At 32.0% G+C, this 9,010-nt stretch carries 10 protein-coding genes and 1 pseudogene; 5 read left to right on the forward strand and 6 right to left on the reverse strand.

The window, feature by feature from the left end:
• Positions 1-476: 476 nt before the first annotated feature.
• From C0W29_RS14020 to C0W29_RS14035, 4 genes are read right to left on the reverse strand one after another with little or no spacing between them, the layout of a single operon-like run.
• Positions 477-851 (reverse strand): hypothetical protein, encoded by a 375-nt coding sequence (locus C0W29_RS14020; RefSeq protein WP_045044564.1) that lies wholly within the window; start codon positions 849-851, stop codon positions 477-479.
• A gap of 59 nt (positions 852-910) precedes the next feature.
• On the reverse strand, positions 911-1,201 hold the full coding sequence (locus tag C0W29_RS14025; protein WP_036794875.1) for a hypothetical protein: 291 nt from the start codon (positions 1,199-1,201) through the stop codon (positions 911-913).
• The gene (locus tag C0W29_RS14030) at positions 1,192-1,488 is read right to left on the reverse strand and encodes a hypothetical protein (RefSeq protein WP_045044563.1); all 297 of its coding nucleotides are present in this window, start codon (positions 1,486-1,488) and stop codon (positions 1,192-1,194) included. Before C0W29_RS14030 ends, C0W29_RS14025 begins: the two co-directional genes overlap by 10 nt.
• A gap of 10 nt (positions 1,489-1,498) precedes the next feature.
• Positions 1,499-1,756, reverse strand: coding sequence for a hypothetical protein (locus tag C0W29_RS14035; RefSeq protein WP_045042102.1), 258 nt, complete (start codon positions 1,754-1,756; stop codon positions 1,499-1,501).
• A gap of 684 nt (positions 1,757-2,440) precedes the next feature.
• Here C0W29_RS14035 and C0W29_RS14040 point away from each other — a divergent pair.
• Positions 2,441-4,147, forward strand: a complete 1,707-nt coding sequence (locus C0W29_RS14040) for a hypothetical protein (protein WP_045044562.1) — start codon at positions 2,441-2,443, stop codon at positions 4,145-4,147.
• Between the two features lie 274 nt (positions 4,148-4,421).
• On the opposite strand, the gene C0W29_RS14045 is transcribed toward C0W29_RS14040, so the two are convergent.
• Complete coding sequence (locus tag C0W29_RS14045; protein WP_208019744.1) at positions 4,422-4,811, reverse strand: nuclear transport factor 2 family protein; 390 nt, start codon at positions 4,809-4,811, stop codon at positions 4,422-4,424.
• A gap of 469 nt (positions 4,812-5,280) precedes the next feature.
• Here C0W29_RS14045 and ykgO point away from each other — a divergent pair, with 469 nt between their 5' ends.
• Positions 5,281-5,415 carry a type B 50S ribosomal protein L36 gene (gene ykgO / locus C0W29_RS14050; protein ID WP_080888836.1) on the forward strand — a complete coding sequence of 45 codons (135 nt, stop codon included), beginning with the start codon at positions 5,281-5,283 and terminating at the stop codon, positions 5,413-5,415.
• 422 nt (positions 5,416-5,837) lie between these two features.
• On the forward strand, positions 5,838-6,524 hold the full coding sequence (locus tag C0W29_RS14055) for a spondin domain-containing protein (protein WP_045044560.1): 687 nt from the start codon (positions 5,838-5,840) through the stop codon (positions 6,522-6,524).
• A 141-nt stretch (positions 6,525-6,665) separates the two neighbouring features.
• Here C0W29_RS14055 and C0W29_RS14060 read toward each other — a convergent pair whose 3' ends face one another.
• Complete coding sequence (locus C0W29_RS14060; protein ID WP_045042099.1) at positions 6,666-7,394, reverse strand: alpha/beta fold hydrolase; 729 nt, start codon at positions 7,392-7,394, stop codon at positions 6,666-6,668.
• 349 nt (positions 7,395-7,743) lie between these two features.
• Here C0W29_RS14060 and C0W29_RS14065 point away from each other — a divergent pair, with 349 nt between their 5' ends.
• Together C0W29_RS14065 and C0W29_RS22020 are read left to right on the forward strand one after the other, a co-directional pair.
• Positions 7,744-8,514 carry a sialate O-acetylesterase gene (locus tag C0W29_RS14065; protein ID WP_158260027.1) on the forward strand — a complete coding sequence of 257 codons (771 nt, stop codon included), beginning with the start codon at positions 7,744-7,746 and terminating at the stop codon, positions 8,512-8,514.
• Between the two features lie 227 nt (positions 8,515-8,741).
• Positions 8,742-8,828: pseudogene (locus C0W29_RS22020) on the forward strand (ASCH domain-containing protein); the annotation flags it as partial.
• Between the last annotated feature and the right edge of the window lie 182 nt (positions 8,829-9,010).

A 9,010-nucleotide genomic window follows, 5' to 3' on the forward strand; every position in this document is an offset into this window, starting at 1 on the left:
ATCATTTCAAGGATATTCCTATATAAACATATTTTTTAATATTCATTTACTAATCCACCTTTAAAATCGTCCCTAGGAACGATTTTAAAGGCTTAAAAACCTATCATTCGACACCTAGTATGACTTTTCTCTAAAAACAGCCCTATTTAACATATGCTATCTAATAAATGCGAGTACTCAAGTTTTAATATGTCACCTTTACGAGCTGCACATAAATAGGCCAGTTCCATTGCAACTTTGGTGATGGTATTAGCGCATTGGTAAACAGTAAGATACTCTTCATCTGTAATATAGCGATCACGTTGCTTGGCAGAAAATTGTCATTGCCGAACACTTATTGAGTAGGTTATTAAAATAGGTATACCTAAGAGGATAGTAGTATGATTCATCGAGAGGTTCGTATTATTGATGCAGACACTTTTGTAAGTAAAAAAGCAACGCTCATGAGATCTAAATCTATAGATGTTAATCTAATTTCATCTTATGTATGATTGTTGATGTTTCAATAGGAATGATTTTTTTTCTTCATCTAGAGTGTCTAGTACATCATTAATAGATAATTCAGTGTCACCACCTAGTAAAATTTTCTTTGATTCAAATGCTTCCAACATGTGATTCATTGCTAATAGTGCGCCGTCGCTTTGATTAAGTTGTGCAAGACGTATTATTCCTTTATTTTTAACCGTGAAGTCCGTTGCGGTGAATTCTTTTTCTATATCATTGCCATTAATACTTAACGCCTGTCTATGTGGTAATAATTCTCCCTCTGCTTTATTTTCCATTACATCAGCTATTACATTACCCATATTTCTAATTATTTTTTGTGTATGTTGATTAGGTTTAATACCCATTTAATTTGCCATTTTTATATTAGTTTCTTTATAACCGGCCACGAGTGTAGTGGGAATATTTATTCTGTGTCGAAATGACGAGAAATACCGTATGTATCTATTAAATTAAAGATAAAATCTACTTTTTTTGAATTTAACGCAACACAATTTAACTTACATGTATCTATTATCATTTGTATTTTATAGAGCTCAATTGCGGTTAAATTATCTTTCGGTCTTAATATACGTTTATCACCATTACTGTGAACAATGGTTAATTCAGATGGTACTTGAATTGAATCAGTATCAGCAGGTGTATACTGACTATGAGCATGTATATGTTTAGGAGTGACTTTTTTATTTATTTGCATGTTGTTAATTCCTCAATATTAAAAATGGTACCTATGTCATAAGATATAAAATTGGATATTTCTTTTTTTTCTGTCGTTACTAACATTTCTAAGCTTATGTTTAAATCCTTAGTTTCTCCCTTATAAGTTATTGAGTATTTGAGCATACTATCTTTACCTAAGTAGTGATCCATTGCATCGGGTCTATTGCATTCGATATATTCTGGATCTATAGCTCGTTTAATAATAAAAGCTACACTGCTAGCCATTTTGTTTATATCATTATTGTCGAGTATTGTTTTTCCCACTTAAAACACCTTAAAATTTATATCTTGAACGGTTACTTTCTTTAATCATTTTCTCCAGGAAATTTGCTGAATAATGAATGCCAACGTTAAGCAAAATTGCTGCTAACAGTGGAATCCAAGAAATAAGGCCATACGCATAATAAGACGCGATTAATAAAATCCACGCGTATACAAATAAAATATAATCTTTAGTTTTGAAGCCTGCACTGATAAGCTTTAAAGCTAAAATCACATATAACGCTCCAACTGAATAAACAAATACGTGCATATGTTACCCCTAAAATTTAACGAATTATTTAGTTGTTTTTAGCAATGCTCATATTTCCCCTTTAAGTTATCTGCTATAAATTGAACAATTTATCTTAACTCGTAATACCCTAAAAAAGGCTAGAATCTTGTGCCACTATCTATTTAAGTGCTACATGGAGTTGCGAATTATGTACTTTTCACTACTTATAATATCCATCATAAACCTTAATATTTTTCTATTTCACAACATTTTTTAAAAAATTGATTTTCATTTTTAATTACTTTAATTTTAAGAAAAATTGAACTTCCATGTTTAATATCCAAATTTAAGGTTTATTTTCTTTTACTTAAAGCCCTTTAAGTTCAATTTAACTTTCACCAAATAATATTTGTGAGCATAATCATTTAATTTGATGTTTAAAAAATAAACGATCTATAACATAAATACTACAAAGTAATTATGCATCTGGATTTTCTGAAGGTTCTGTGATCACAAGCATTTGCTATTAGTATGTTAAAAAACGCTAAGGTCTCTTAGCCACTGTTTGATAATTTAGTCCATTTTTGGTGGTGAAGGGTAGAGTGTGATGCGTAACTATGAAGAATTAATGTATTAAAAATCAATTATCGTATGCAGAAGGTTGTATTCCTTTTTAGAATACATACACTGTCTAACTTTATTCATAATACAAATAAATTTAGCATGCCATTTAATAAAACTATCCTTGCAACCGTACTTCTTTCTATTTTCTCTCTTTCAGGTTGTAACAGTGGCGGTAATGATTCAACAACAGACTCTGTAGTTTCAACAAAAACAATTACCGTTATTGACGGTACGTTAGAAAATGCACAGATCTGTGTTGATTTAAATGATAATAATCAATGTGATAAGTCAGATGAAATTTTACCTCAACTAACTGATAAAGCGGGTAAAGTTGAAGTGTCGGTTGATGATGCAAAGCACTCTCTAATTGCACAAATTATTGCAGGGCAAACAAAAGATAGCGATGAAATTACACCAGTTACTCACAGCTACTCAATGATCACCGATGCAAACCAATCTGTAATTACACCGTTTACTACACTTGCAAAGGTTGATCCTCAAGCGTTATCTGAAATTGAAGAAATTCTTGGGTTAACAAAACAAGAGCTTCTTGGTGATTTATCAACATTGCCTGCAGCATGTATTCTTGCTCGTTCTATTACACCTGTGATGACAAATGATATTGTCAATGTTGCTCACTACAAAGACACAATGACAAAAATAGTTAGCTTTATTCTAGATGCACAAAACGATGATCCAACATTAAGCCAATTAACGAATAAGCGTATTATTGTTAGCAACGGTAAAGCAGAAGCCCAACCATTGATTAAGAACATCACCGATCTACTTGTTGGTAAAACTTGGTTTATAGCTAGCGCAAATAGCGACGAAAATAAAGATACTGATGTTGGATTATTGAAATTTCAAGATGCTAATCATCTTGATTTTACAGACAGTGACGGTACAGAATCTGTAATTTATACAATAGATAAAGATAATAATTTTGTTTCGACTGATAGTAACAATAACATCGATACACAAAAATTAGTTTATGTCTCTTCTGATTTAATTATTAGCGCAATGAAAGCCCCTGATGGAACTTGTGATTTGTTTTTTTGGTCGACAAAAAATTTAAAACCCAAGCAATCATTACCCGTTACGGCAAGTCAATTTGTCGGTAAAACATGGTATATGTTGGATAACTCTAATAACGACACAAAAGAACTTACTGTATTTGGTCTAACTTTTAATCCAAATAACTCATTAACAATAATAGAGCAAAGTGAATCGAGCGAAGGCTTTAATACTGGTTCGTGGTCGATTAAAAATAATGAGTTAACAACTAAGATTACTGATGACAATACAACTTACGTGAACACTAATATTGTATTAGCACAAACTTCAGATTTTATTGTGATTAAAGGTATAGAGACTTCTGATAATTCTAATGATCCAAGAATAAGTTTTAATGTGTTATTCAGTGACAACGTTCGCCCAATGAGTATTCTAAAACAGTTGGGATCTATACAAGGCGATACATCTTCTTCTGGTGAGGTAACAACGCATGTAAACGTTGCTAACCATAAGGAGATTGCAGAGCTGAGTATAGATAAATCACCATTTAACGTTGAAAATCCTGATGCTCATTCTCTAACGATGGCAATTAAAAATGGTCAAGTGACTTACTATAATTCAATGTTTAATGATGATGGTACTTACTATGTCATGGGCTATAATCCTAACCAAGCAGGTAATGATTTCTATGCATATGGTCCACTCAAAGTAACAGTAATTGGCGGTCGTATTAAAGACAAAAATTTAGACTTTACTCATGCACCTATTTTTCATGCTGTAGCTAAAGACTAAACAAATTAAGTCAATGGTTAGTTCCTTATCTAAATCCTTGAGCTATGTTCGAGGATTTTTTATTACCTATTTATCCAAATAATTTTATTAAAAGAGATTTTAAAAATAAGACTAATCATAATCAGGACTTCTAAACCGTCTATGGTAATGTGGTTAGCTTGTTTATGCACAAAATTGAAAATTAGTGATTCAACATTTCAAGAAAACATAAGCATGCTAAATATAAAAATACCGTCTCAATCGACGGTATATAATATCAACTATATTTTAGTAATCACGACGAATGATAAGGAGCTGAGTGTTCTGATTTTGATTCAAATTCTTTAATAGAACTAATTTTACCATCAGCTGAAAATTTAATGATAGAAACTCCATTAAAATCATTAACGTTTAAATTTTGTTGCTCTTTAAAGTACCACTCAACCACCACAGTATTAGTATTCTTTTCATGTATGAATTGCTTTATTTCCCAAGCTAATACTTGTTGTTTTTCTAACATATCATCGATCCAGCGATGAATTTCGGACAATCCAAAATACTCAGGTCCATAGCACTCACTGTAATAGATATCTGCAGAGAAGATCTTATCTAATGATGAGAAATTTCGGTCAACCCACATATGAAAATAAGTCTTAATAATCAACTCTTGTTCAGAACTCGTCACTTTAATCACTCCCATATTTATAGATAACGGGTTCAATCTAACATATTGGATGTTTTATGCATTAAGTGATCAGTCTCAGGATAATTAATCATTTTTAGATTGATGGTGGAAATATATTCACTTCGCTCATTGGCATTAGGCCTGTCAAGAACACCATTAGTTTGTTTCTAGTGTGATTGTTTTACATAGGCGAGGTGATTGAGTATTGATTTACCTATTTTTATTTATATATGTTTACATTGCTATTTTTGTTATGTTATAACATAACAAAGAAAAGGTGTGGGAGAATAATTTACAAAAGTAGCTATACATCCTGAATACCTACAGTGGCATTTCATGATACGGGTGCTGATAAATAGATTATGGCTCGTTCCACAATACAGATATTACGCATATTGAACGGGATGGATGGTTGTGTTGCACGTTTTAATAAACAATTTGTTCTTCGTGATTTTAAGGTTGAAAGTTTATGCAGGTTCTTAGTTCGTTAAAAAGCGCAAAAAAAAGAAGTAAAGATTGTCAGGTGGTTAAACGTCGTGGTCGTATTTATGTCATTTGTAAATCTAACCCAAGGTTCAAAGCTGTTCAGGGTAAGAAAAAATAATCATTTAATATAAGAGTGGTAGCTATCTGCTAACCAGCACCTTCTTATAGGTAGTGTAGAGTCAGATATTAAAGGTAATTAGAGTAGAAAATTTAAAGTTTCATGCAAAAAGCCCTTATTTAAAGATGAGGGTTTTTTGCTATTTATTACTTTCTTTCTGAGTTAACTTGAATGAATTTGTCATGGTGGAGACACGTTGTTTGTTTGCCATTGTTCCTTTTATAAACGTCATTTGCCTGACTTAAGCAAATTGCTGATCGTTGTGAATTTCTTGCTCGTGGGTGAGTACGCTATTGAAGTGGGTATGGGATCTTTAGTGACAACAGCATTCATGCAAAATAGAAAGGTAGTGTTTTATTACTGAAGTTGATGTTACTTAAATGTAACACTAGGCTTAATTAGGCTTAACGGAGGTTTTGAACATGAAAAAAACGATACTCGCTATTATTCTATCTAGTACTCTATTTGGGTGTAATGATAATAAAGCTGATGTAAGTAATTCAGAAACAGCCACATACGAATTAACACTTAATAGTAATTGGAGTGCCAATAATTTTAGTACTAACTTTCCATCAAATAGACATTTCTCTGGTGTAATTGGATTAACACATAATGCTAATGGTGGAATATTTGAGTTAGGTAAACTGGCATCAGCTGGAATTGTTGAAGTTGCTGAAACGGGAGCTAAAACGGTTTTAACAACTGAAATCAATGATTTGCAAAACCTAGGTAAGTCATTATCAACGATTGATGGGAGTGGCATTGCTGTTGATCAACAGTCGGTTACTGTTACTTTTGATATTAGCCAAGATTATCCTTATATTTCATTAGTATCAATGCTTGCTCCAAGTCCGGATTGGTTTACTGGCTTAAATAGCTATCAACTGTTTGTTGATGGTAAGTGGGTAGAATCTGTAGATGTGTCTCTAAACACTTATGATGCTGGTAGTGATGGTGGATTAATTTTTACTTCAGCTAATGATCCAATAACGCCTCCTGATGTAATTACACTTTTAACATCAGACCGAGCTAATACTGATTTTGAAAAAGGTCTACATTATCTAAATTCATTGCCAGTGACGACAATTACTATAAAGAGATTAAATTGAATGAGTTAGGATCTCCTAGGATTACACATCGGCCTCAAAAGAGGCCGTAAGCCTTGTTTTATACATTTTTATTGTCTAAGGCTGTTTAACTTTATGATTATTAATGTGTATCGATATAGAGTTAATCTATTTATCTAGGTGTTACTTTATCCAAACCTTTTTTATTGTAGATAAAAGCCATGTAGGATTATCTAAAGCTATATCATGACCATCAGTTTTATTCGTAATTATCGGTATTTTCCATGCCTTAGGAATAGCTATGGTTGCATTATAACTCACTAATTGGTCGTGCTCTGATGCAATAAAATGTAAATCACATTCAGGGCAGGATATTCGAAATGTATTAGCTGCATATAATTGCCTCCAGAAGTTACTGATTTTCATTGGATGTAATTTACTATAACTAGCCCACTTATTTACGGTATTTAGATTTATTGGCTGATTAGATACCATTTCATAAATTACTTTTTCTCTCTTAAATGAATCTGATGTTAGTGCCATCAGTATTTTTAGGTAATTATTAGGCAGTAAACGTTCATAGAAAGGACTAAATTCTTTTGCCGTTGTATTTATACAAATTAATGACGCAACTTCATTTGGATATAATTCCGCCCATTTTAGTCCTATCATTCCTCCCATAGAGACCGCGAGTATGTATACTTTGCAATTACTTTTACGCTGTAGCCTGACACTTTCAACCATACCTTCAATTGTATTTGGAGATATTTTTGATGAAAGATAACCATTGCCCGGAATATCGACACAAGTGATAGTATGCTCTGGGAATGCTTTTTGAATGAGGTTAGGAAAATCTCCCCAGTGGTGACAACCTCGAAATAAACCTCTTAATAATATTATCTCATTTTCCATACTCTACAACTCCTTAGCTCTAAGTCCACAAGATATGGTTATAGCGATTTATTCCATAATTTACTATCACTGTTGTACTCATTTTCTAAAAACAAGAGTGCAAGATATCATCAGGTAGTATCTGTTTTAAAAAGTATCTCATAAGATAAAGTTTATCCACTTAAAATAATCGAACCTAAAATGAAAGTAAGTAAAATTAATAGAAGGAGAAGAGAGGTTAAATCTTGTAAGATTGAGGTAGATCTTTCGTTTATGTGATAGACGGCAACTTATGCGTATTAAGGGCTATCTAATAGATTAACCTTGTAGTATGTATGGTTATCTAAAAATAACGATAGATAATAAACATATGAGTTCAGCTGTTGATTATATTGATTTATGGATAGTTGCAGGACAATCAAACACAGATGGTCGTATTGAACTATCAAAACAAAGGCCTAGTTGGTTACCATACTCGAATATCGTACCTAATGTTAAATGTTTCAATAGTTCTAACAATAGATTTGAATTGTGGAAATATTCATATAGTTCAGTAACCCTTAATAATAACGAAGATAAATGGGCTTATGATAGTACTGCTATGTTTCAATATGCAAATTTAGTCAATAAAGAACAATATGTTATTAAACATTCATTAGGCGGTAGTTCAATAGGTGTAAGCCCTCCTGCAGGTAATGGTCAATGGAATAGTAATTATCATTTAGCCACAAGATCTTTATTGCGAGAGTTAGAAGATAAATATCATTCTGCTATGAAGGTATTAAATCAAAAAAATAAGACAATTGTTCTAAGAGGAGTGTTATGGCATCAAGGTGAAAGTGATAGTAACAGTAAGGAAAATGAAAATGCTTACTATCATAATTTATATTCGGTAATAAAAAAAATACGAGAATTTACTCATTGTAGTAATTTGCCTTTTATTTTTGCAACTATACCTAAACAGTCTGAACAATTTAGTACGATAATTAATACGGCTCATTTTAAATTATCGAAAAAAAAATACTCCTATATAGTAGACTTACATGATGGAACTACATTTGATGGTATACACTTTGATGGCACTACTGCAGAAAGGTTAGGTAATGATATGCTAAAAATCATGGCAAGTATAAGATCGTAAGATAACAAGCTTATTTAGATCATTACCTTACATGTCTTAGTCAGCAAGAGTGTAAGTCTATTCCACAAGTTATTGCAGAGCATTTTGCGCCGATGAGTATAATGCAAATGAGTGTACGTGTTTAATTAATAAAGCTATAAAAAACCCTTTTGTAGCTTAAAAGAATATTATGAAATAGAAGGTTAGCTTTTTGCTCTCGTTGGTCAGATAACCATTTTTTAAACTGGGATCAGGAGCCTATCTGTATTGTAAAGACGACAGAGGTTTCAATCTGTCCATTCAATGAGGTCTCCCGAGAATTTGCAGAAGCTTAAAGGGAGGGGGATATCATATATGAATGGTGGCGGAATGCTTATCTTTATTTTTTACGGTGAAAATACAAATTAGAAAATATAGTTAATTGTTGAATTTAAAGTGTAATTTTTTGGATGAGGTGCGATGATTTTTATATTAATAAGTTTTCTATATTGTTTTTTTGTAATAATAACGTTTCATG

This window comes from Photobacterium kishitanii (assembly GCF_003026355.1).
In the GTDB taxonomy this organism is placed as follows: domain Bacteria; phylum Pseudomonadota; class Gammaproteobacteria; order Enterobacterales; family Vibrionaceae; genus Photobacterium; species Photobacterium kishitanii.